General features: G+C 69.2%; 19 protein-coding genes and 6 pseudogenes. 15 read left to right on the forward strand and 10 right to left on the reverse strand.

What is annotated here, in order from left to right; all coding sequences use genetic code 11:
* Window positions 1-91 precede the first annotated feature (91 nt).
* On the reverse strand, window positions 92-574 hold the full coding sequence (locus ACFZDJ_RS41240; protein WP_391066887.1) for a hypothetical protein: 483 nt from the start codon (window positions 572-574) through the stop codon (window positions 92-94).
* A 22-nt stretch (window positions 575-596) separates the two neighbouring features.
* Between ACFZDJ_RS41240 and ACFZDJ_RS41245 the strand changes: the two genes are divergently transcribed.
* Complete coding sequence (locus ACFZDJ_RS41245; RefSeq protein ID WP_391066890.1) at window positions 597-839, forward strand: hypothetical protein; 243 nt, start codon at window positions 597-599, stop codon at window positions 837-839.
* Here the strand turns inward: ACFZDJ_RS41245 and ACFZDJ_RS41250 are convergent.
* Entirely contained in the window at window positions 813-1,121 is a 309-nt protein-coding gene (locus tag ACFZDJ_RS41250; protein WP_391066893.1) for a hypothetical protein, read from the reverse strand. The two genes, ACFZDJ_RS41245 and ACFZDJ_RS41250, sit on opposite strands and share 27 nt — an antisense overlap.
* A 349-nt stretch (window positions 1,122-1,470) precedes the next feature.
* On the opposite strand from ACFZDJ_RS41250, the pseudogene ACFZDJ_RS41255 reads away from it, so the two are divergent.
* The 3 genes and pseudogenes from ACFZDJ_RS41255 to ACFZDJ_RS41265 all read left to right on the forward strand — a co-directional run.
* A pseudogene (locus ACFZDJ_RS41255) lies at window positions 1,471-1,683 on the forward strand (transposase); the annotation flags it as partial.
* Between the two features lie 258 nt (window positions 1,684-1,941).
* Complete coding sequence (locus ACFZDJ_RS41260; RefSeq protein WP_391066895.1) at window positions 1,942-2,475, forward strand: SMI1/KNR4 family protein; 534 nt, start codon at window positions 1,942-1,944, stop codon at window positions 2,473-2,475.
* Window positions 2,476-2,635: 160 nt separating this feature from the next.
* Window positions 2,636-4,012: an IS1380 family transposase gene (locus ACFZDJ_RS41265; protein WP_391066898.1), complete on the forward strand. Its 1,377-nt coding sequence runs from the start codon at window positions 2,636-2,638 to the stop codon at window positions 4,010-4,012.
* A 163-nt stretch (window positions 4,013-4,175) separates the two neighbouring features.
* Here the strand turns inward: ACFZDJ_RS41265 and ACFZDJ_RS41270 are convergent.
* Window positions 4,176-4,295: pseudogene (locus tag ACFZDJ_RS41270) on the reverse strand (SAM-dependent methyltransferase); the annotation flags it as partial.
* Between the two features lie 1,070 nt (window positions 4,296-5,365).
* On the opposite strand from ACFZDJ_RS41270, the gene ACFZDJ_RS41275 reads away from it, so the two are divergent.
* Entirely contained in the window at window positions 5,366-6,046 is a 681-nt protein-coding gene (locus tag ACFZDJ_RS41275) for a DUF4232 domain-containing protein (RefSeq protein ID WP_391066901.1), read from the forward strand.
* A 92-nt stretch (window positions 6,047-6,138) separates the two neighbouring features.
* Here the strand turns inward: ACFZDJ_RS41275 and ACFZDJ_RS41280 are convergent.
* From ACFZDJ_RS41280 to ACFZDJ_RS41290, 3 genes and pseudogenes are all read right to left on the reverse strand, one after another.
* A pseudogene (locus ACFZDJ_RS41280) lies at window positions 6,139-6,611 on the reverse strand (GNAT family N-acetyltransferase); the annotation flags it as partial.
* Between the two features lie 17 nt (window positions 6,612-6,628).
* Window positions 6,629-7,774 carry a SpoIIE family protein phosphatase gene (locus ACFZDJ_RS41285; protein WP_390933400.1) on the reverse strand — a complete coding sequence of 382 codons (1,146 nt, stop codon included), beginning with the start codon at window positions 7,772-7,774 and terminating at the stop codon, window positions 6,629-6,631.
* Between the two features lie 117 nt (window positions 7,775-7,891).
* Window positions 7,892-8,050 carry a hypothetical protein gene (locus ACFZDJ_RS41290; protein WP_391066903.1) on the reverse strand — a complete coding sequence of 53 codons (159 nt, stop codon included), beginning with the start codon at window positions 8,048-8,050 and terminating at the stop codon, window positions 7,892-7,894.
* A gap of 156 nt (window positions 8,051-8,206) precedes the next feature.
* Between ACFZDJ_RS41290 and ACFZDJ_RS41295 the strand changes: the two are divergent.
* From ACFZDJ_RS41295 to ACFZDJ_RS41305, 3 pseudogenes are all read left to right on the forward strand, one after another.
* Window positions 8,207-8,762: pseudogene (locus tag ACFZDJ_RS41295) on the forward strand (hypothetical protein).
* Between the two features lie 107 nt (window positions 8,763-8,869).
* Window positions 8,870-9,375 (forward strand): annotated as a pseudogene (locus tag ACFZDJ_RS41300) (hypothetical protein); the annotation flags it as partial.
* 384 nt (window positions 9,376-9,759) lie between these two features.
* Window positions 9,760-10,292, forward strand: a pseudogene (locus ACFZDJ_RS41305) (kinase).
* A gap of 315 nt (window positions 10,293-10,607) precedes the next feature.
* On the opposite strand, the gene ACFZDJ_RS41310 reads toward ACFZDJ_RS41305, so the two are convergent.
* Window positions 10,608-10,955 (reverse strand): hypothetical protein, encoded by a 348-nt coding sequence (locus ACFZDJ_RS41310; protein WP_391066906.1) that lies wholly within the window; start codon window positions 10,953-10,955, stop codon window positions 10,608-10,610.
* Window positions 10,956-11,484: 529 nt separating this feature from the next.
* On the opposite strand from ACFZDJ_RS41310, the gene ACFZDJ_RS41315 reads away from it, so the two are divergent.
* Entirely contained in the window at window positions 11,485-12,024 is a 540-nt protein-coding gene (locus ACFZDJ_RS41315; protein WP_390933397.1) for a DUF6417 family protein, read from the forward strand.
* 63 nt (window positions 12,025-12,087) lie between these two features.
* Here the strand turns inward: ACFZDJ_RS41315 and ACFZDJ_RS41320 are convergent, their stop codons facing one another.
* Complete coding sequence (locus ACFZDJ_RS41320; protein ID WP_391066909.1) at window positions 12,088-13,311, reverse strand: beta-ketoacyl-ACP synthase II; 1,224 nt, start codon at window positions 13,309-13,311, stop codon at window positions 12,088-12,090.
* The gene (locus tag ACFZDJ_RS41325) at window positions 13,301-13,570 is read right to left on the reverse strand and encodes a phosphopantetheine-binding protein (protein WP_390933395.1); all 270 of its coding nucleotides are present in this window, start codon (window positions 13,568-13,570) and stop codon (window positions 13,301-13,303) included. Before ACFZDJ_RS41325 ends, ACFZDJ_RS41320 begins: the two co-directional genes overlap by 11 nt.
* Window positions 13,571-13,872: 302 nt before the next feature.
* Here ACFZDJ_RS41325 and ACFZDJ_RS41330 point away from each other — a divergent pair, with 302 nt between their 5' ends.
* On the forward strand, window positions 13,873-14,880 hold the full coding sequence (locus ACFZDJ_RS41330; protein WP_391066911.1) for a hypothetical protein: 1,008 nt from the start codon (window positions 13,873-13,875) through the stop codon (window positions 14,878-14,880).
* Between the two features lie 3 nt (window positions 14,881-14,883).
* Window positions 14,884-16,263 carry a cytochrome P450 gene (locus tag ACFZDJ_RS41335; RefSeq protein WP_391066915.1) on the forward strand — a complete coding sequence of 460 codons (1,380 nt, stop codon included), beginning with the start codon at window positions 14,884-14,886 and terminating at the stop codon, window positions 16,261-16,263.
* A 27-nt stretch (window positions 16,264-16,290) separates the two neighbouring features.
* On the opposite strand, the gene ACFZDJ_RS41340 is transcribed toward ACFZDJ_RS41335, so the two are convergent.
* Window positions 16,291-17,553 (reverse strand): condensation domain-containing protein, encoded by a 1,263-nt coding sequence (locus ACFZDJ_RS41340; protein ID WP_391066918.1) that lies wholly within the window; start codon window positions 17,551-17,553, stop codon window positions 16,291-16,293.
* A gap of 307 nt (window positions 17,554-17,860) precedes the next feature.
* Between ACFZDJ_RS41340 and ACFZDJ_RS41345 the strand changes: the two genes are divergently transcribed.
* The 4 genes from ACFZDJ_RS41345 (at window position 17,861) to ACFZDJ_RS41360 (ending at window position 21,341) form a co-directional block, all read left to right on the forward strand.
* Window positions 17,861-19,234, forward strand: a complete 1,374-nt coding sequence (locus tag ACFZDJ_RS41345) for a cytochrome P450 (protein ID WP_391066921.1) — start codon at window positions 17,861-17,863, stop codon at window positions 19,232-19,234.
* Between the two features lie 67 nt (window positions 19,235-19,301).
* Window positions 19,302-19,943: an ATP-binding cassette domain-containing protein gene (locus ACFZDJ_RS41350; RefSeq protein ID WP_391066924.1), complete on the forward strand. Its 642-nt coding sequence runs from the start codon at window positions 19,302-19,304 to the stop codon at window positions 19,941-19,943.
* Complete coding sequence (locus ACFZDJ_RS41355; protein WP_391066927.1) at window positions 19,940-20,713, forward strand: hypothetical protein; 774 nt, start codon at window positions 19,940-19,942, stop codon at window positions 20,711-20,713. The genes ACFZDJ_RS41350 and ACFZDJ_RS41355 overlap by 4 nt, the downstream gene beginning before the upstream one ends.
* A gap of 322 nt (window positions 20,714-21,035) precedes the next feature.
* Window positions 21,036-21,341 (forward strand): hypothetical protein, encoded by a 306-nt coding sequence (locus ACFZDJ_RS41360; protein WP_390933387.1) that lies wholly within the window; start codon window positions 21,036-21,038, stop codon window positions 21,339-21,341.
* Window positions 21,342-21,415: the final 74 nt, after the last annotated feature.

Raw genomic sequence — 21,415 nt, forward strand, 5'->3', positions numbered from 1 at the left:
ACCTGTGTCATCTGGTCGCTGCGGGACCAGCCAGGCTGCCAGGGCCGCCGCCACGATCAGGAATGTGGTTCCGGCGATCAGCCGGCCGCGCCTACCTGGAGTAGAAGACACCAGCGTGCCCACTGCTGAGCGAACCATTCTTGCCCCAGATCCAGTGCTTGCCGGGCTGGTTTCCGAACGTGCTCCTCTGCCTGTGGCTGCTGTCGTAGCCGGTCTTCGCGCCGAGCGAGATACCGAATGCACGCACCGCGCCGCCGAACTTCACGGAACTGCCGTGAGCAAGCGAAAGGGTGCTGCCACCCCCCTGAAGGTAGGCCCGGTTGGCCGACGGGGACTTCTTGAAGTTCTCCGAGCCGTCCTTCGACGACACGTCCTTGCCGACCTTGCCCACCGCGCCGCCGGCCGGTATGTGGTACCTGCTTGCCTCGATCTTGTACCAGGTGGAGCGCACCGTGTCGGCCGGGAGGGGGCCGAGGTCCGACGCCGTGCGGATGACCTCCGGGCGTTCTGGACCGGCGGCGCAGATCGCCGCCAGCACCACCACGGCACTCAGCCGCCACCCCCGACTCGTCATGCGAAGGATGCTAGCGGGCGGCGTGCAGCGGTCGGCCGTGGCCCCCGACAAGAACGCCAAGGCCGTCGGCTCGGTGGAGGGCGTCTTCTCCGCGGCCGCGCACCAACTCCTCGCCGACGAGGCGCTCTACAGCGCCGGCGGCCGCTGCGGGACGTCCTTCCGGCTCGCCCTGGCCCTCCGGTCGCTCGTCCATTTGAAAAACTCCTCGACCGCCTGGACGGAATGCGTGGCGTACGTGTCAGCCGGCCAGCATCACGCCCAGTAGCAGCAGGAGCGTCACCGGCAGAAGTGTGATCAACAGTGCCGCTCCACTCGCCAGGATGCGGAACGTTCTGAACGAGCGGCGGTGGGGCAGGGCCCAGGCCACGGCGAACAGGGCGAGGGCCCAGTAGAGAACTGCTCCGTATTGGCCCATGCCCGCCTGCGCCCGGATCGCGCGGTACTCCAGGGCGAGGACCGGCAGGCCGAGCGCGGATGCCACCAGGGGGACCCTCCACCAGGTCGGGTGGTCTGCTCGGCGCTGAGGCGCGGTGTTCTGCGTCGTCATGAGAACCACTTCATCAGCGCCGGCCGCCACGGGCATCGGGGCGCGTACTCATGTGCAAGGCGGGTTCCGTCTGAGTAGGGAGCCCATGTCGAGGCCCGGAGGAGCGGCTCGCCGTGCGCGGACATACCGGCTCAGGCCGTGTCGCCGTTGTCCGTCGGGGGCGCCGAAGACGCAGGGTCACGGACGAGTTCCTGGACGGTCCGCCTCCCCTCCTACGGCATCGCTCTGCCAGCAACCTGTGGAGCTGGCGGCCACCACGCTCTGCACCCGCCTGGAGCCCCAACTCCTGGACGCTGCCGAGGAGTGCAACGGTCATGCCGTGGTCTCGCAGGCCGGGGCCGTGCTGCTGATGGAGACGGTCCGCAAGAGCGGTGTAGGTGCTGCGTAGTCGGCGGCGCTCGCACCGTGGAGCAAGCCGCGGACGGTGCACGACCCGGGCGAGATCCTGCTGGATCTTGCGCTCGCGACCGCCCTGGGCAGGGACTGCCTGGCCGATATCACGATGCTGCGAGCCGAACCAGCCCTGTTCGGGCCGGTGGCCTCTGACCCGACGGTCTCCCGCCCCGGTCGGCACGCTCGCCACAGCGGGCTCCCGGGCACTGGCCGCCATCCGCCGGCCCTGCCGAACTCCCGACTACCTCACCATCACCTGGCTCTACATGGACACCGGAGAATACGAGCCCGGGGTGACGACCGGGACACGCCGACGGGCCTGCAACCTTGAGGCGTACACCGGCTGGACCAGCGGCCGGGATGCACTTCCGGGTGCGGGTGGATATCGCGGATTCACCCGCACCCTCTCCGTCTGAAAGGTTGTTGCATGTGGGTTCAGCGAGTGATCGAACTGACCGGGTGGGAGCCGCTCGGGATCTCCGTCGACTGGGCGGCGATCGAGGGAGAACTGTGGGTCCCGCTGCCGACGGACTACAAGGAGCTCTACGAGGTATTCGGCGGCGGCGTCTTCAGTGATTCCGTCTACTTTCTGGGGCGCGGTGAGGGCCTCGCGTTCGACTTCCTGACACAATGGCGGGTCTCCCTGTCGGTCGACCAGGACCGCAAGCTCGGAGGCGTCTCCGCCGTCGAGCCCTATGCGATCTACGCGCCCGGCGGCAAGGGGCTGGTCCACTGGGGCTCCACCGAATGGGCCGACGAGTACTGCTGGCTGATCGATGCCGAGCAGCCGGGCGATTACCCCGTCCTCGCGCGGGCCGACGACGGCGCATGGCACCGGTACGACATGTCCACCTCGGAGTTCCTCTACCGCGTCCTCGCCGATGCCGATTTCCAGCCGTTCGGGGTGGGGCGGTACGCGCTCAACCCGACCTTCGAGTCCGGCTCCAGCGGCGATGAGTGACGGTGTGTCGTATCTGAAGCCGAGCTGGAAGGTGCCCTCATGGCTGAGGAGTCGATCGACCTGATCCGCCTGGAGGGCGGGGGGCAACAGCGTCATCCTCCGTATCGCGGGCAAGGAGGCTGAGGGTCTTGTCGGTTGCAAGAAAAAGAGTACTTCCCAGGTGAGAGAGCGTATTGGTTCCTACCCACGCGTGCGCGTCCAAGGCAACGGTCGCCAAGTCGTCTCTCAGGCCGGTTCGGTCCTGCTCGTGGAAACGGTCCGCAAGAGTGGCCTTGACCAGGAGATATCCGCTGCTCTCGCCCCATGGCGCAAACCGCGGGCCGTCCACGACCCCGGCAGGGTCTTCCTCGACCTTGCTTTGGCGGTCGCGCTCGGCGGGGACTGCCTTGCGGACATCGCCATGCTGCGGTCCGAGTCGGCCGTCTTCGGCCTGGTGGCATCCGATCCGACCGTTTCCCGCCTCATCGACCTCCTCGCTGCCTCGGGCGAGAAGGCACTGGACGCCGTCAGCCGGGCACGGTCCGAAGACCGCTCGCGGGTCTGGTCCTTGGCTGGCGACCGTGCCCCGCGTGCGGGCGGCAAGGTGACGGTGGACCTGGACGGTGTACTCGTCGTCGCACACCGGGACAAGCAGGATGCGGCCCCGACCTGGATGAAGACCTACGGCCACCATCCACTGATGGGCTTCGTCGACCACGGCCCGGGCGGGACCGGAGAGCCGGTGGTACCCCTGCTGTGGCCAGGGAACGCGGGCTCGAACACGGCCGCCGACCACATCACCGCCACCCGCCTCGCCCTGGCCCAACTCCCCCAGGAACATCGGCGCGGACGCCGGACCCTGATCCGGACGGACTCCGCAGGCGGCACCCACGAGTTCGTCTCCTGGCTCGCCCGACGGGGCTGCTGGTTGTCCTACTCGGTCGGCATGACCATCACCGACACCGTCCACCAGCACGTGCTGAAGATCCCGGCATCGGCCTGGACCCCGGCCATCGAGACGGACGGAGAGGTCCGTGACGGGGCCTGGGTCGCCGAACTGACCGGTGACGTCCTCGACGGCTGGCCCAAGGGCGTGCGGCTGATCGTCCGCAAGGAACGACCGCATCCCGGCGCCCAGCTGAGGATCACGGACGCGGACGGCATGCGGATCACGTGTTTCGCCACGAACACCGCCAACCGTCCGATCGCCGAGCTGGAGCTTCGTCACCGACCGCGGGCCCGCGCGGAAGACCGGATCCGGGCCGCTCGGGCCACCGGCCTGCGCAACCTGCCCCTGCACGAGGCCGCACAGAGCAAGATCTGGCTGGAGATCGTGCAGATCGCCCTCGACCTGCTGGCATGGATGCCCATGCTGGCTCTGACCGGCAACACCCGGCTCTGGGAACCCCGCCGACTGCGGTTCCGCCTGTACACCGCTGCCGGACAACTCGTCACCACCGGCCGCAGGTACATCCTCCGCCTAGCCCGCCACTGGCCCTGGACCCACGACATCACGGCCGCCCTCGACCGGCTCGCTCAACTACCAAACCCCGGCTGACCAGCACATCCCCCTATCCCGACGACAGCACCACCGGACCCGGAGCAGTGGAACCCGGCGCCCACCCGATGCGACCACCGGGCCACTGGCCTGCCCGCCATCAGCCACAGAACACGAAACGGTACGCCGACTCCGTCGGCAGACCGTCATGCAAGATCGAGGTTAAGGGGCGGTCGGCGAGTTCCTCGACCGCATCGAGCAGCGCGGGCGGATACGAAGGGCGGTTCGCTGCATAGCTGGCGGCGGCCTTGTCGAAGGAACGGGCCTGCGAAGTGATCGCCATTCGACCATCCTCGGCGGTCCGAAGGGCCTGGCACGGCACTTTGACGGACAACGATGCCGGGCCGCCGCTGTGCCGTGGGTATCGAGTACACGTGCGGCAACTGCCGTAACGTCCTGGAGTTCGACAATCTGGCCTCGTCGCCGACACCCGAGAGGGAAAGCTGGCTGAGCTACCTGCAAGGGAACAGGCTCCGGACGATATTCCCGGCAGGGGCCTTCGTCATGTCCATGGTGGGCTGAATCATCGGGCGACCGTGGCCAACTGCGGTGCCCGCAAGGAGGACTTGGTGCTGGACCGCCGGGAGGCGTTCGTCGGGAGCCTGGCCGGGATCGCGGCCGGGTGCGCGGTGAGGGAGTCCGCACTCGTCCGTGCTGCGCGGTGCCTTCGAGGCCGTCGTCGCCGGGGCCGATCGCCGGATTCGTGGGCCCGGAGTTCTCCCGGATGATCGACCAGAGCCCGACGTTCTCCGCCTGTCCGCGGAGCCCGCACGAATGGTGCGAAGAGGTCTTCGCGGTGGTGCTCGCCGAAGCGAGCGGTGCGGCGAGCGGCGTCACCCCGCGTATGGCGGCGGCGCGCGTCGCGGCCGTGCACCGGGTGCTGTTCCGGCCGATCAAGGACCGCGCCCTCGGTGGGCGGGGCAGCCCCGAGACCGCGGAAATCGTGGCAGACGAGGCGAGTCGATGCGTGCCTTTGATGGGCTGGAAACCCGGTCTCGCGGGCCGGGCGGTGCGGCCGGGCGGCTGCTCCCGTGAGCGAGCGGAGCGGGATGAGGAGGGCAGGCGATCGGTTGTGGTCCGTCGGGTTACGGGTCTGTCCCAACGAGCGGCGGCTGCGAACAGGTGCACGACGGTGGCGGGAACCGCCGTCCCGGCTGGCCGTCGGCGCATCTTGGCGCGGTCTGCCCGGTGATGGCGCGCGTTGTGCCTGACTGTGCGTGTAACAGGGATGTCTTACGAGGTGACTGTATGGAACGGTCCACCGGGCCGGGCCGGTCCTGTTGGTCGGAAACGCTCGCTCGTACCGACCCGATCGAGCGGCCGAAACTGCCAACCGATACTGAGGAAGAATCGATGCGCGTTCACAAGCTCACCTTCGCCGCCCTGGCCGTCGCCGCCGGTCTCTCGCTCACGGCCTGCCAGAACGACGACGCCGGCACGGGTCAGAGCGGCCCGTCGTCCGCGTCCACCGTGTCGGCCGGGGCCACCGCGTCGTCCTCGGGCGGCAGTTCGGACTCGGGCAGTTCGGATCAGGGCGGCGCGAAAGACTCCGCCGGGACGAGCTCCGGCGGGACGGGTACGGCTGCCGGGACCGGCTCCAACGCGAACGCCAAGGTCGGCAAGTGCCGCACCGACGAGTTGGAGATCACGGCGAAGGACAACACCATCGACGGCGACCCCGACCGCACCGTCGTGGTCGAGTTGACGAACCACAGCGGCCGGGACTGCACGATCTCCGGGTACGCGGGCGTCGACCTGAAGACCAGCGCGGGATCGCTGTCCGCGAAGCGCACCGGCCAGCAGGCCGGCTCGGCCGTCCTCAAGAACGGGAAGTCGACGTACTTCCCCATCAACTACCCGTTCAACAAGTCGGGCGGCTCCGGCGTCCGCGTCACCGGGCTGGTGGTGACCCCGCCGGACGAGACGAAGTCGGTCACCCTCAACTGGCCGGGCGCCGCCACGCTGCCCGTCACGGACGGCTCCGGCTCCCCGGTGAAGGTCGGCCCGGTCGGAAGTGCCGGTCAGGGCGGCTGACCCGCACGCCCATGACCTGTCCGGTCGATCAAGCCGGGCTCCGTCTTCGGTAGTCCGCACCGCCAGGGTGCTGAGGGGCTGCCTCTGTCGGGTCAGACGACGATCGGCTTGCGGTAGCGGACGTACTCGCTGGCGCCGGAACCCTGCGCTTTCGTAGAGGTCGTAGGATCTGTGCCGATTCGCGGTCCCGGTGTACAACCGGGCGGTCTTCGCACCTTGCTCGCGAAGACATCGCACCCCGTCCAGCAGCAGTGCCCGCCCAAGACCCAGACGCCTTGACTCTGCCCGGACGCTCGGTTCTTCGACTTCGCCCACAGTTGGGTCGTGCCGACGGATGGAGCACAGGGCGACCCTGGCCAATACTTTCCCCATCCCAAGCAGCCCGCCAGCAGGTCGGGTCGGCAGTGGCGAGGAAGCTCTCGAACGTCCACCTCTGGGTGAAGGCGGCATCTGCATACGAATCGACGACCGTCTTCCAGAGCGCGCGGTAGTTGCTTGGATCGACCGCACCGATTCGGATGCCAGCCGGCAACAGCTCGGGGAGTTGTCGGAGATCGGCCCGTTCCGGTGAGGCTTTTCCAGCTAGTGGGTGCGGGGCCGAAGGAGGTGGTGCGAGGGGGTGTGTTCGATGACAAGGATGGCGGCGTCGTCAACGGGAGGGCCGCCGATGTGGGCGAGCAGGTCGCGGTGGATCCGGTCCAGCAGATCGTCGGGGCCTGCGGCGGGGAAGGATGCGACCCGCTCGGCGAGCGGATAGAACGCTCTGGCCGGTGAGCGGGCCTCGATGACACCGTCGGTGTAGAGCACGAGCATGTCGCCGGCCTGGAAGGTGAACGGGTCGGTGCGGCGCGCCTCGACGGGCAGTTCGCACATGCCCAGCGGCGGCAGGGGGCGGCGGGCGTGCAGAACCGTCACCTGCTGATCGGTCACCAGCAGCGGCGGCGGATGCCCGCAGTTGACCATCTCGGCCCCCGGGCCCTCGTCGGGGATCTCCAGGACGAGGCAGGTGATGAAGTGCTCGCCGGGATCACGCTTGGTGTCTGCCACGTCCTCCACGTTCCGGCAGACGCTGTCCTCAAGGACAGCCACCAGCTCGAGCAGAGAGGCACAGCGGTGAGTGCCCTCACGGAAAGCACTCAGCACCAGCGAAGCCTCACCGATCGCGGCCAGGCCGTTGCCCCGCACATCGCCGATCACCACTCGGGTCGCGGCATGCCCGGCCCGGCCGACCGCAAAGAGATCACCCCCGATCTCCGTCTCGTCCTCCGCGGACAGATACAGCCACGCCACCCGCAACGGCCCGATCCGGCGCGGCGGAGGCCGCAGCAGAACCCGTTGCGTGGTCGCCGCCACCGAGCGTGCCCGGCTCAGCGCACGGTCACGCCGCTCCGCGACGTGGCGCAGGAAAACTGTCAGGGCGGAGAGGACGAGCAGCGCGAGGATCTGCGCCAAGCGGTTGGCCGTGGTCAGTCCGCCTTCGAGCACAGCTACGAGCACCAGGGCCGCCACCGCGAGGGCCCCGACGAGAGCGGTCAGCCGCGTCCCGGAGAGAGAGGCGGTGAGCGCGGGAGCGATGACCAGCAGAGGCCCAAGGTGGACATCGGCTGGCGTGTAGAGATCCAGCACGGTGATCGCCACGATCAGTACGAGCGGGATCGCCACCAGCCCGCGGCTCGATGGCTCCTCCAGGAGGCGATCACGCGACAAACGCCCACGCCGGACACCCATGCGCCCATTCTGCCCCGACGTCGGGTCCCCCGGCATACAGCCGCTGACCAGGCCCCCCGGAGCGGCCCTATGAGCAGCGAGTCTCTTCCGGCAGGTCAGCGGCTCGCTTCCAGACGTTCAGTGGCAGCCTCCTCGAGGGTTGCCGGGTTGCCCGTTGCCGATGCCGTGTTCCAGCAGCCACTCGGGCGGCGGAGATCGCCGAGCCTCGCCCCGGCGCCGCTCCTCGACCGCGATCCACTGATCGATCTGGGCGAGACTCGCAGTCGCCTGCTGCACGACCACGCACCCGCACTACTGCAACCAACGTTGCAGACCCGTGCACGGCCGGTACGCCTGCCGGCGATTCGCCCCTGTATCGCGTTTCAATGGCAAAGAAGCGGTAATTCATAATAAAGAGGAACATGTAGTGTTCATGTCAGGGGATTCTGTCCTATGTCGACAGGGACACTTCTGGCGATCATCATTGTCGTCGTGGTGGTGATCGCCGTGGCTGTGGCGGCGTCGATGGTCATGCGCCGCCGGAAGCTGCGGGAGCGTTTCGGCCCGGAGTATGAACGAACGATGGGGGATGCCGGCAGCCGCATGGCCGGCGAGCGCAAGCTCAGGGCCCGCGAGAAGCGGCGTGACGCGCTGGACATCAAGCCGCTGGACAGCAGTGTCAGGGATCGGTACACCCGGGACTGGAGCAGCACGCAGGAAGAGTTCGTGGACCGTCAAGAGGACGCCGTGCACGACGCGGACCGCCTGGTGACCTCCTTGATGCACGAACGCGGCTACCCGACCCGGGACTTCGAGCAACAGCTCAAGGACCTCTCGGTCGAGCAACGGCCGCACACTCGAGCACTACCGGGCCGCCCACGATGTCGAGGCGCTCAGCACCCGGCACGAGGCGACCACCGAACAACTGCGGGGTGCCATGGTGCACTACCGGGCCCTGTTCGACGAGCTGCTCTCCGACGGCGGCGAACCCCGCCACGCCCGGGCCTGAACGGCGCAGCGAACGGTCCGTGGCCCCGATCCGTAAGCCCAGGCATCCGGGAACGGTGGAGATATGCAGCGCGAAGGCATACCGGACACCGCCGCCGCGAGCGGCCTGCTGCGGCCGGCCGGGCGCTCGCCCAACTGCTGGCGGCCTCGGAAGGCCGTCCGGTGACCGTTCCGGACGGCCTGATCGCGGAAGTGTTCCAACGCGCCCTCGACGCCCTGCTGCCCGCGGGACCGCCGACGCGGCGTGTTGTCCTGGCCGGACCTGGACGGGCCGCCCCCGACGCGGACGCCGGCATCCTCGTCGTGCCGGCCCATCCGCAGACGGGGGAGATCTGGACCCCGGACGACCAGGCCGCCTCGGCAAACTCGGTGCCGCTGCCGTTCGGGGTGTGGCTGTGGTTGGCCCTCCCCGAGCCGTACCTGCCCGTCCCCGCGTCGGGCGGCATGCCCGACGGCGTCCTCCGCGACGACCCGCCCGCGCCGCACCCCCCTCACCTGTTCCGGGCCGACCCGGGAGCGTTTCAAGACACCCTGGCCGGCTGCCGGCCGTCCGCAGCCCGTGGCTGCGCGAGATCCTCGAGAACCTCACGCAGCACATGCGCGCCGGCCTCTTCCAGCCAGCTGGCAGAAGGCGCCGACACTCAATCTCCGACCTCTCCGGTGACCGAGCTGCCGCGATCGAACAGTGCCGGACAGCGGTGTCTCCCGAAGTGGTGAACACCGTGCAGGACAGGCGTGCGGCGCGGGCTCGGCTCCTCAGAGAATTGGCCGGGTCCGGCTCGTCTTTTGCGCGTCGGACCGCCGTTCGAACCCCGGCGCCTGGGTCCTCGCCGCCGTCACCCCGTACGTCGACCGGGACGTCCTCGCCGAACAGATGGAATGCGAGGAAGAGCAACGCCGCGCTTTGTCCGGCCTCCTGGGCGGCTGGGGCGTGGTGGGCGGGTGGCCGGCCTGACGCCGCTCAGCGGCCCATGGCCGTCGATAGTGTGATCGCCGTGATGGTGGGCACCGAAGAAACCCGGCTTGTCGTGCTGCGCGGCAACAGCGCGTCGGGGAAGTCGTCCGTCGCGGGCGGCCTCAGCGACAGGTTCGGTCGCGGCTTGGCCCTGGTCGGCCAGGACAACCTGCGCCGTATCGTGCTCCGCGAGCGTGACCGGCCCGGCGCGGCGAACATCGGGCTGATCGACCTGACGGCCCGCAACGCCCTGGACGCCGGGTACCACGTCGTCGTCGAAGGGATCCTGTACGCCGACGGCTACGGCGACATGCTCACCCAGTTGCGGGCCGACCACCGCGGCCCGACCCACGCCTACTACCTGCATGTGCCGTTCGAGCAGACCCTCGCCCGCACGCCACCAAACCGATCGCGAACGAGGTCGGCGAGCCGCAGCTGCGTGACTGGTACCGGCCCCTCGATCTCCTGCCTGGCGGCATCGAGACCGTCATTGGCGCCGACAGCACTCTGACTGAGACGGTCGACCACATCATGCTCGACACCGGCTTGGCCGGCCTTCCCGCCCTGGAGCGCTGACGCCTCTGGCCGTAGCCGGAGGAAGCCCTACTCAGCTGTTGTGGAGCGCTACTTCTTCGTTGGCCCTTTGGCCGTCGGCGGCTCTTCGCCCGCGGCGCAGCGGTTCATCCTGGCGCGGCCCGTGGTCGGGGCGGCGGTCGTACTCCGACCACGGGGCAGTGTCCACCGATCACCTGGCGTCCGGTTCGGCTACGTCCCACTCCGCTGGCAGGACTGCGTCGCAGAAGGAGCAGATGAATGACCCTTGGGGCGGTCAAGCCCGGGTGGAGGTCCGGGGCGTCTGGTCCCGCTGGACCTGCGAGTCGGAAGTGGGCTTCAGTACCCTGCGGCAAGTTGAACAGCAGCGGCGGCGCCGGCCAGGTAGCCCGACGCCATGGCGGCCGCCATGGACGGCGGGACCGAGGTGGCCGCATCCCCGGCCGCGTACAGCCCGGAGACACCAGTCCGGGACATTGCGTCTACCTTGATCGCCTCGACGCTGAGTATCTCGTCCGGTTCGGTCAGGGATGCTCCGAGGTCGCGGGCCGGCGAGGAGCGCTGGTAGAGAGTCGTCTTGACCAGCAGGGCACCGATGGGAAGTTCCCCGCCGTCGGCGAATACCGCGGCCCGCAACTCGGCCCCCGGCCCGTCGAGGTCGGTGATCGGCCGCTCGTCCAGCCCCACGCCGCAGCGAACACATCGCCTGCGCGAGCGGCGATCGGGTGCTACGCGCTGGCGAAATCAGCTTCTACACCGAGGCCGGACGCTGGACGGTGAACGAGGTCAGCAACCAGTCGACCGGCTACTGCCCGGATGTTGCCTCATGGCCGGCTGTCGCACAGGCACTGGATCAAGGGCCTCGACAACCCGGACTGCTTCACACAGGCCGCGAGGGGTGTCGGCGGTGGCGGCTGCCGCTCCCTCCGACCCCTCGTTGGCCGCCAGGCCGTGAATCCGCCGGCTCACCGAGAGCGCTGAGCGCCGGACGGGTTTCCCCGATGGGCTGGTCTGGCCTTCCCCGCCTTGGCACTGCCTGGAGCGGCATCGACGTCTACGGTCGGCGGACGCGTACGGGCACGGCACACAACGCGGGGGAGTGGAATGAGAAGTTGGGAGAGGGCGCTGTCGGTGCTGAGGCGCTGCGCGAGCGTGGGCAGGCGGCCGGGCACGGCTGGACGCTGGACAAGGGCTCCTCCCGCCTCACCAGCAGCAGGTGAACGCCCTGGAGAGCCAGGGCCTGGTGGAACTTGCCGGCCGGGAGGACCGCGCCGAGCTGTCGGCTCTGGAAGGTCGGCCCGTGCGGTGGGCGGCCCGCCTGACACTGTACGGTCACGACACCCTCACCTACGGCTGCTCCCGTCCCCGGGCCGAGCCCCCGCCAGGCGAGGCAGCCCCGAACCGGCAGCTGGTGGAGCTGATCCCGTCTCAGATGGCGGCGCTGCGTGTGTTCGTCGGTCTCACCAACCAGCTCCGGGCGCCGCCCGCTGATGTGCTGGCGGAGCAGGTCAGGGCGGCCTCGTGCGATCACGGGATCAAGCGGTGGCGACTGCATCTGACGCAGAAGCAGATGAACTGCGTGGCGAACGGGTTGTGGCTGCACCGGATGACGGGCTCCGCCGCGGAGGCCAACCGCTTCGCCCGCGAGTACGGCATCGTGCACAGCCCTTCTCCAGCTGAGCGGGACGCGCCGGCGCCGGACGCCGCCATGACGACGGTGCCCGGAAGGGCTGCGCAGCGTGACATGAGGGCCTAGCGGGCAAGGGTGACGGTCCGGACTGCCGGGCTCCCATGTGGTCTCACCCGCACCCAGTTCTCGTCAATCGGTCGTGAACAACAGGACGGCGTTCTGGCCGCCGAAGCCGAACGAGCAGCTGAGGCCCGTGTTCCCGACCACTGGGCGCGGTTGGCGGGCGACGACGTCCAGCTTGTGGTCGCCGTCCTGGCCCTCAAAGTTCGCCACCGGCGGCACCGTCCGACGCTGCAGGGCGAGGACCGTGTACGCCGCCTGGATCGCACCTGCCGCCCCGAGGGCGTGGCCGATCACGCCCTTGGCGGCCGTCACGGGGGGCATGTCCTTTCCGAAGACCCGGGTGAGAGCCGCGGCCTCGGCCGTGTCGTTCAGCGGTGTGGAGGTGCCGTGCGCGTTGACGAGGCCCACGTCTCCCGGATCGCATGCCGCGTCCTCCAGTGCGGCGCGGATGGCCCGGACCGCTCCGTGCCCGTGCGGGTGCGGGGCCACCGGATGGTGTGCGTCCGCTCCGGCGCCATAGCCGCGCAGCACGGCCTGGACCGGTGCCCCGCGGGCGCGGGCGTGGGAGAGGCGTTCCAGGACGAGGACAGCGGCGCCCTCCCCGAGGACGAAACCGTCCCGTGACGCGTCGAACGGCCGGCTGGCCAGCTGCGGGTGTTCGCGTCGCCGTGACAGCGCCCGCATCCGGGTGAAGCAGGTGGCCGTCATACGGGAGCACGCGGACTCGCTGCCGCCGGCCAGCACGATGTCACATGTCCCGGACCGCAGCAGGTCCCGCGCGACCCCGATCGCGGTCGCGCCCGAGGCACAGGCGCTGGACGTGGTCAAGTTCGGCCCTTGGGCGCCCAGGTCGATCGCGACCTCGCCCGCGGCCATGCTCGGCACACTGCGCGGCAGCGCGAGTGGCGAGACCCGCTCGGGCCGGTCCGCGCCGAGATGGCAGAACTCGGTGACGTACGTACTGAGGCTGTTGGCCCCGACGCCCAGCACGACTCCGACCCGCTCCGCCGGCCACGTGCCGGTGTCCAGTGCGGCGTCGTCGACGGCCCGTCGTGCGGCGGCCAGGGCGAACTGGATGAACCGGTCCACGCGCCGGGCGAGCGACCGGCCGAGTTCGGCCGCGGCGTCGAATCCGGTCACCTGGCAGGAGAAGTCGACGGGCAGCCCGGCGAGTTCGGGGTCGGGGGCGGCCAGTGAGCGGCCCTGGCACAGGGCCGCCCAGTTCGCCTCCGCCGTATGCCCCGCCGGAGTCACCAGGCCCAGCCCGGTGACCGCGATCTCAGGCCGCATGCTCGAACGCCCGGGCCGCGTCACCGAGGGTGGAAGCCGGGAACAGGTCCAACTCGCCCTCGGCCAGGATGATGCCGAACTCCTGATCTGCCGCCACGACCAGTTCCATCAACGACAATGAGTCCATCCCGAGGCTTTCGAACGTCGTCGCGGCGGTCAGCTGCTCCGGCGTCACCTCGACTTCGAGGTGACCGGTCAGCAGGGCGATGAGCTGCTCGGGCAGTGCCCGTTCCGTATCCGGTTCCGCTGCCTGTGTCATGCCGTGATCTCCCCTTCCGTCGAATGACGTGATCTTCGCAGCGCAACGGCTGTGGTGGTGGCGTGCCCGGCTCGCGGGGCCTGTCCGGAAGGTCACGCCCCACACAACGCTGGAAGTCCGGCCGGGTCACGAACTACCTGGTCGTGAAGGGGCAGCGGCATATTCGGACGCAAGATCACAGTGGGGCGCCCGATGCCTCCCACGTGCGCTCGCCCGTTGGAGTGGACCCTCCGGGGTGGAATTGTTGTTCGCGATCTTGCTGACGCACCATCGTGGGGAGTCCAGCTAAGGAGCAGCCGAACGTGACGCGAACCGGAGCGGTGTTCACCACCCCGTGGCCCCTACGGATCAACCCGCATCTGGATCAGGCACGCGAGAGCGCGCTCGCCTGGATGCGGAGATTCGGCCTACTGGACGGCGAGCAGGCCGCGGAGGACTTCGTCGACTGGCGACTCGCCGAAGTGGCCGCCTTCTTCTACCCCAACGCCAGTGCCGAGGAGTGCTGTACGGCGGCGCAGATGATGGGCTGGTACTTCCTGCCGTTCGACGACCAGCTGGACGGTGAGATCGGCCGTCATCCCAGCAGGGTGGCGGCTGTCTGCAGCGCCCTGATCGGCATCGTGCACGGAGTGTCCGGGCCGGAGGCGCACGATACGCCGACGGTGCGGGCCTTCGCCGATCTGTGGAGCCGGATGGTGCGGGGGATGTCCTTGCCGCTGCGCACACGCGTGGCGTTCAACTGGACGTCGTACTTCTCCTCCCAGGTGACGGAGGCGATCGACCGCACGACGGGATTCGCCTACCGCGACGTGGCGGACTACTTCTCACTGCGGGCGGCCACGACGTGCGCTTTCGGTCAGAACGACCTGGGCGAGAAGTGGGGCGGCACCGAGGTGCCGCCTGAGCTGTGGCACCACCCCGTGCTGCAGCGCATGCGGCAACTGGGCGCCGACGTGGTCGCGTTGCGCAACGACTCCATGTCGCTCAGGCACGAGGACGTCACCGGCGGGCACAACGCGATCCACCTCATTCAGCGCAGCCGCGGCTGCACGCGGCAGGAGGCGCTGGCCGAGGCGTCCCGCCACGCTCAGGAAAAGGTCGACGAACTCGTGGAGCTGGAGGAGAGGGCTTTGTCACGACTGGTACGGGCCGTCGACCAGAGTCAGCGCGCGGCGCTGCGCGGATACGCGGACATCATTCATGACTGGATCTGCGGTGACTACGAATGGGAGCGGATCACCACACGTCATGACGAGCACCGCGTCATGCCCGACTGGGCGTCCGGTCTGCTCGTGGGCGCGGGGAGCTGAGCGATGACGACCACAAGCCTCCCGGCGCCCCTCGTTCCCGCCCCGCGCGCACCCGGGGCCCTGCCCGGCGTGGGCCACCTGCGGCAGTTGCTCGTCGACCCCACCCGATTTCTGGCCAGTCTGCCGTCCTACGGCGACTTGGTGGAGATCCGGCTCGGTCCCCGCCCCGCCTACGTGGTCTGCAGTCCCGAAGTGGTCTCCGAGATCCTGGTGAGCCGCCACCGCGACTTCGACAAGGGCGGCCCCTTCTTCGACAACATCTCGGTGTTCTTCGGAGACGGCCTGGCGACCTGCCCCAACGCCAAGCACACCCGGCTGCGCCGCCTGACCCAGCCGGCTTTCCACCCGAGCAAGCTGCCCGGGTACGCAGAGCTGGCCGGGCGCGAGATCACGGCTGTCACCCGGGAGTGGCGCGAGGGACAGGTGCTGGACGTGCGCCGGCTGATGCAGGAACTCGCGATGCGGATCACCGTCTCGACGATGCTGGCGTCATGGTTCGCCGACACCGGTGCGAACGCCGACACGATCCGCCGCACGCTGGGTGACGTGGACGTCCTGGTCAACGGCGCGTTCCTACGTATGGTCGCGCCCGGCATCGCCCGCCTCCCGCTGCCGACCAACCGGCGCTACGCACAGGCTCGGGACTCCTTGTACACGCACATCGACGCCACCGTCGCCGCCTACCGCCGCGCCGGTAGCGACCAGGGCGACCTGCTGTCCATGTTCCTGGCCGAGGACGGCGACGGAAACGCGCTGTCGGACACGGAAGTACGCGAGCAGGTGATGACCATGTTCATCGCCGGGATCAGTACGACCGCCGCCATGCTCGCCTGGACCTTGCACTACCTCTCGTTGGACGACAACCTCGACGCGGACGTCGCGGCCGAGGCACGGAAGGTCTGCGGCGGCGGCTCCGCCCGGCACGAGCACCTTCCGCAGTTGCCGGCCCTGATGGCCGTGGTGACCGAGGCCTTCCGGATCAGGCCCTCCGCCTGGCTGTTCAGCAGGACCAGCGTCACGGACACGTCCTTGGGCCACTACCGCGTGCCCGACGGTGCCGACATCCTGATCAGCCCGTACATCATTCACCACCGGCCCGATCTCTTCCCCGAGCCCGACCGGTTCGACCCGGGGCGCTGGAGCGGCGACGGGCGCAGTTGGGCCAAGGCCGAGCGGGCGATGGCGTTGGTGCCCTTCGGGACCGGGATCCGTAAGTGCATCGGACACGACTTCACCGTCATGAACGTCATGCTGTCCCTGGCGTCCATCCTGGCCGACTGGAAGCTCACCCCCGCCACGTCCCGCCCGGTCACCCTCATCGGGCGCAGCATCATCGAACCCCGCAACCTCGACCTGCGCCTGCACCGCCGCCAGGTGTCCTAGCGGGGACTGCGCCGCTGTCCGCCGAGCCTACTCGCGCAGCGCGCGGTGGACAGCCCTCTCGATGGCGTCGGCCAGGTCGTCGGCCTGCCGCGCGGTGAACCAGTCCGCGGCCATGACCAGGGTGATGTCGAGGCCCGCCGTGTCGTCCTGGCTGCCGGTGAGAAAGACCGAGGGCAGGGGGCCAGGGGGAAGCGCGCACCCGTCGATGGGGCCGGACCTCAGGTCCGGGGGAAGCAGCAGCGGCGGGGTCTTCGTCATCAGGTTGCTGACCAGGACACTGATCGGAGCGTGCGCCACTTCGTCCATCAGCTCGGCGGTCGCGGCGATGGCCTTGTGCACCGTGTTGTTCACGACTGCTTCGCGCAGTTGCTCCAGTACGCGGCGTCCGATGCCGGCCGGATGGCAGTCGGGTCCCACCTCGACCACGGCCTGCGAGGCGGTGGCGGCCAGCACCATCTCGTGCGGGGACATGGGCGGCCTGAGCCGCCGCCGGAGATCCAGAGTGGACAAGCACGTCATGGGGACGGTCTCGTCCGGGCAAGGCGTCTGCGAGTGGACCGCGCGCAGTGCGATGCCGCAGGCCAGCGCATGTAGACTCATGCGTGCAGTCTTGGCCGCGCACGTCAGTTGATCGACCAACTCGGCGGACAGCGGCACCTGCCGCCTGTGGACGCCGGCTTGCGCTCCCGTGCCGCGGCCGGCCGCGAAGGCGGGGATGCACGCGGGGACGATGTCCCGCATCTTCGCCGAGCGGTCCCTGAGGAAGTCGTTCAGCTCCTCGGCGGAGAAGCGGGTGCGGAAGTGTACCTCGACGGGGCGGGGCAACCCGGCGGTACGGGGCGGCAGCACAGACGTATGGCCGGCGACGCGTGCGCTGTAGCTGCGCCACAGGGTGTGCAGCAGCGTCAGCGCACTGACACCATCGCTGATGGCGTGGTGAACCGACAGGCCCAACCGGTAGCGGTCCTCCGCCTCCTCGGTCACGACGGCCCTGAACAGCGGCGTGTCCGGCGCGTAGGGCGCCCCGACCTGGTCGATACCGCCGACCACACCCAGATGCGGGCCGGGCACCGACGGGTCCAGCCGCAGGACGTGACCCTGATCCACGGCCACGATCCGCGCGGACAGTACGGGGTGCAGGACGAGCAGGTCCTCGACTGCGGATGCCAGAGCGTCGAGGTCGAGTCGGCCGTGCAGTTGCTGGCTGAAGTGGATCGGCGTACCGAACGAGGCGAAGGCCGCCTCGCTGGCCGCGAGCGGGCGTTCCTCCACCACGGTGGCGTCGGTCAAGATGATCTCCTAGCAGAGGCCGCGGGCCAGCGCCTTGGTCAGGGCCGAGGGCCGACACGGTCGGTGCCCGCGTCATGATGGTCGTGCGCTGCCGACGGTCACCGCAATACGGGGCTGCCCGGGTTCACTCCGTCGGGGTCTTCGCACGTCAACGGTGCCGCGCGCGGTTCAGTCGAACGACTCAAAGGGCACACCCGAACGGTGTGGCATCCCATCAAACAGAGCCGGTCCGGCACCGCATTGGTTAGACACGTTCCCGGACAGCCGCCGCTGCCGCCCCCAGCCTGTGCGCAAGGAGTCCATTCCCATGAGCAGGACACAATCCGACTTCCGATTTGCGCACGCTCCGGGCGCGTTGCCGGGACTGGGGCACGCACTGCGCATCTGGAGAGCGCCGCTGTCCTTCCTCTGCTCCCTGCCGTCCCAGGGGGATCTCGTCCGCCTTCGACTGGGACGGCAGCCCCTCTATGTGGTCTGCCATCCGGAACTGGCCGACCAGGTACTGCGGGACCCCCACACGTACCCCAAAGGGGGCCTGGGATACGCCCAGACACGCACGCTCCTCGGCGACGGCCTCTTCACGTGCCCGAACGCCAAGCACAAGCGGACACGACGGCTGCTCCAGCCACCGTTCCAGCGCACCCGCGTCGCCGCTTACATCCCCGCCATGGTCGAGACGGCAGACGCGGTGACCGGGGCCTGGCGATCCGGCGTTCCGTGCGACGTGATGCGCGAGATGACGGCCGTGGCCGCGGTGATCGGCGTGCGCACCATGTTCGCCGCGGAGATCACGGAGCACTACCGCGACGAGACCCAGGCCTGCATCGGGGAGATCATCGGCGGGATCCACCACGAGGTGCTCACCTCCGCGCTCGGAGTGCGGTGGCTGTTCCCTCACCGCACCCGCCGCTTCCATCGGACGCTGACCAGGTACGAGCAGATCATCGACGAAGTGATCCTCGCCTACCGCCGCTCCGGCGAGGATCACGCGGACATCCTCTCCATGCTCATGACGGCACGTGACGACGCCGGGGAGCCGATGAGCGACCGCGAGGTGCGCGACAACGTCATCACCATGTTCACCGCGGCGACAGCGGCGGGTCGTGCCAGCGCCATGGTGTGGGCCCTCCACCTGCTCGACCGCCACCCGGACATCGCCCGTCGTGTCCGGCACGAGATCGACTCCGTCCTGGGGGGCGATCCACCGGACGATGCGGCGCTCCGACGCCTGGAACTCACCCGGCACGTCGTCCTGGAGACACTGCGGCTGTATCCGCACGGCTGGCTCATCCCCCGCAGCGTCGCCACACCCGTCGAACTGGCCGGGCAGATCCTGCCGACCGGTACCAGCCTGCTCGTCAGCCCGTACCAGCTGCACCGCCAACCGCGCCTCTTCCCCGACCCCGAGCGGTTCGACCCCGACCGGTGGGCAACCGAAGCCCACGGCCCCCGCGAGGCGTACATCCCGTTCGGCAACGGCTCCCGCAAGTGCCTCGGAGAATCTTTCGCGCTCACCGAGATCCTCGTCGTCCTCGCCCGGGTTCTCCAGGGCTGGACCCTGCACGGTCAAGCCGCCTCCTCGTGCCCAGTGGTCCCCCGCGTCAACACGCTGCTGGAGGCTCCGCCCCTGGTGATGACGCCGCGGCCGCGCACCTCCCGCATGACGGCGGCAAGCGGGTGAACAGGCCCGCACAGACCCACTCGCCCGGCGGCGAGGGCACACGGACGTACAGCGAAGAGGGGATTTCATGACCGCCTCTCCCTCCACGGCCACCGGCATCGCCCTCGGCGCGCGCAACGTTCACAAGGCATTCGGTAAACACGTCGTCCTGGCCGGCGTCGACCTCACCATCCGGTCCGGGGACATCGTCGGCATCGTCGGAGAGAACGGCGCCGGCAAGACCACCCTCCTACGCATCCTCTGCGGTGACCTGCGCCCGGACAAGGGCACCGTCGCGGTCGACGGCACGCTCAGTCACTGCCCCCAACACCCCGTTCTCAACAACGCCCTTACACCGTTCCAGCACCTTCGCCTGTTCCAGGAAGCCTTCCGCCTCCGAAACCTGGCCCGTGCCCACGAGCTGATCGACCGGCTCGCCTTCGCCGACCACCTGCACCTTCCCGTCAAAGTCCTCAGCGGCGGCACGCGGCAGAAGCTCAGCCTCGTCCTCGCCCTCATGCACGATCCCGACCTGGTGCTGCTCGACGAGCCCTATCAAGGCTTCGACTGGCAGACCTACCTGGCCTTCTGGGACCTCGCCGCCGCCCGCCGCGCGGCGGGGCACACCACCGTCGTCATCTCCCACCTCGCCTACGACACCGACCGTCTGGACACCGTCATCCAACTCCGCCACAAAACGGCCGTCATGACCAAGGGAGCCGGCCGGTGACGGCCTACCGCATCGCGGCCCGCTACCACCTGGCCGAACTCGCCAAGAACACACTCGCCGCTCTCCTGCTGGCCGTCCTCATCCCGCTGTGGATCCTCGCCGCACCACAAATCTTCGCGCCCGCCCCGCTGACCTTCCGGCTGCGCGCGACCAGCCGGACGCTCACCGCCTCGACGGACCACGTGGGCATGATCCACGGTTGCCTCGGCGTGGTCATGCTCCTGATGGCCTTCCTCACCTTCAGCGCCGCCCGTCAGGCCGGCCCCTTCGACCGCCGGCTCACCGCGGCCGGCTACCCGCGCACCCCGCTCCTCCTGGCCAAGGTGACCTCGCTGCTCTCGGCATCCGCGCTCGTCGCCCTGTACACCACCGCATGGACGCTGGCCGTATGGTCGCCCTGCCACCCGGGGTTCCTGTGGCTCGGGCTGTTCACCGCGTGCCTGGTCTACGGAGCGCTCGGCCTCGTCCTCGCCCTCTTCCTGCCCGGTGAACTCGAGGGCATGGTCGTCATCTTCGTCAGCAGCAACCTCGACCTGCTGCCACAAAGCCCCCTGGTCAACCCCGATCCGCACGGGTTCCTGGGCCCCTTGCTCCCGATGTACGGCTCCATGCAGACCTGCCTCGCCGCCGGCCTTGCCCCCACGACCCCGCTCCGACCCGTAACCGCAAGCCTCACGTGGACCGGCGCCCTCACCCTCATCGCTCTCCTCGCCTTCTGGATCCGCACCCGCAGGCGGCAGCCCTGTGACACTTCAGGCTGGGCTCCATAGGGCGGCTGAACACCCGAGCCTCCGGCACACCACCACGGACGACATCAAGACGCTCATCAAGGAGCGCAAGGGCAGCCGAGGCAGATCGGTTTACCTCGTTGCGCAGAGATCACGCCCAGTCCGAAGGACTTCCTCCGTCGTCCCCCTGGCCCCTGTCGGTCATCGAGCCGCAGATCACCCGGTTCGGCGGAGCACAGGCGCTGCGCAAGGCCGCCAAGGGCGCGGCCCGACGGCTTCGGATCTGCCTGCTGGTCACCGTCTACCGACGGGAGGGCGATCCCGAACAGCTATCACGGTCAACCATCAGGGCCAGTACAAGAGCATGAAGCGCGAGCCGCAGGACACCGCCACCACGACCACCTTCACCCTCGACCCGGAGGCCGGCCCGAGCGGCAGGGAATGCGGTGGACAGGCCCGTGCTCAGCGCCTCCTCGGTGACGACAAGACGTACGTATCCGCCCTCGAACCCGGAAAGCGCGGTCTCACTGGCCTCGGATCCCGACGCCACGTCTGTGACCAACTGCGCCTGTCACCACACATCCTGGGCGTCACCGGCGCAGCCGACGCCGATCACCGGGCGATGCTGCATCCAGCCCGGCGCGCGTGTACAGGCCTGACGCCACGATGACGACGACGGCGGCCTCTTCTGATCCCACGTCAGGCGTCACTGTCGTCAACCGACTTCCACTGATGGGGCGACGA

The organism is Streptomyces sp. NPDC007896 (assembly GCF_042959425.1).
Taxonomy (GTDB): domain Bacteria; phylum Actinomycetota; class Actinomycetes; order Streptomycetales; family Streptomycetaceae; genus Streptomyces.